Source organism: Micromonospora sp. NPDC002411 (genome assembly GCF_053592955.1).
In genome coordinates this window covers 1-1,083 of sequence record NZ_JBSFBM010000651.1, presented here as the reverse complement: position 1 = coordinate 1,083, position 1,083 = coordinate 1, and the positions used below count along the sequence as shown (strand labels likewise).

Annotated in this window: 1 protein-coding gene; it reads left to right on the top strand. The window is 73.7% G+C overall.

The genetic code is table 11. From position 1 onward, the window contains the following. Positions 1-51: 51 nt before the first annotated feature. Entirely contained in the window at positions 52-1,083 is a 1,032-nt protein-coding gene (locus ACWCO3_RS34775) for a flavin monoamine oxidase family protein (protein ID WP_450014266.1), read from the top strand.

The window sequence follows — 1,083 nt, the reverse complement described above, 5'->3', positions numbered from 1 at the left end:
TCGGCACCCGGCTGCTCGGGCACGTCGATGGTCACCGAACGGGACCGGGCGATCCCGCCCTGCGCGACCATCGGATCGACCGGATCGTCCGCGTCTGCCGACCATCTGGCGGAGCGGTACCAGCAGATCTTCACGCTCGACGAGTACGCCGCCCGCCTGGACCCGAGCGCGCCCTGGCAGGCGCCGGAGGCCGCGCAGTGGGACCGGACGGTCCTCGGCGGCTGGTTGCGCGCCACGGCCGGGGACGACGACACCGCCGACTACCTGGGGCGGCTGCTCGCCGGTGGATTGCTGGCCACCGGCGCGGACGAGGTGTCGTTGTTGCACCTGCTGTTCTATCTGCGCAGCGCCGGCGGGACCGGGCCCCTGCTGGGGATGGCGGGCGGCGCGCAGCAGGACCGGATCGTGGGCGGGCCCCCGGCGCTGGCCGAGCGGATGGCCGCCGCCCTGCCGCCGGGGGCGCTGACGCTGGCCGCGCCGGTGCGGGCCGTGGAACAGAACGTCGACGGGGTGACGGCGTGGACCGACACCGGGCGCGTGAACGGCGACGCCCTGGTGGTCGCGCTGGCCCCGGCTCTGGCGGGCCGGATCCGGTACGCCCCACCGCTGCCTCCGTTGCGCGACGGGCTGACCCAGCGGATGCCGATGGGTTCGGCGCTGAAGGTCCACGCCGTCTACCCGGAGCCGTTCTGGCGCGCCGACGGGTTGTCCGGGGTGTCCACGAGCAGCGCCGGTCCGCTCACCGAGACGGTCGACAACTCCACCCCGACCTCGCCGCTCGGGGTGTTGACCGGGTTCAGCTACGCCTCGGACGCCGCCGCGCTTCGGGAGATGTCCCCCGAGCAGCGTCGGCGGTGCCTGCTGGATGCGTTCGTCACGGTGGTCGGGTCGCAGGCCGGTGATCCGGTGGACCTGATCGAGTACGACTGGTCGGCCGAGGAGTGGACGCGGGGCTGTTTCTCCGGCGCGCTCACCCCGGGGGCCTGGGGCGCTTCCCGGACGTCGACGACCTCGTCGTCCAGTGGCCACACAAGTACCTGGAGTCGACGACCGTCGACGACCGCACCGTGCTGTGCGTGCTGA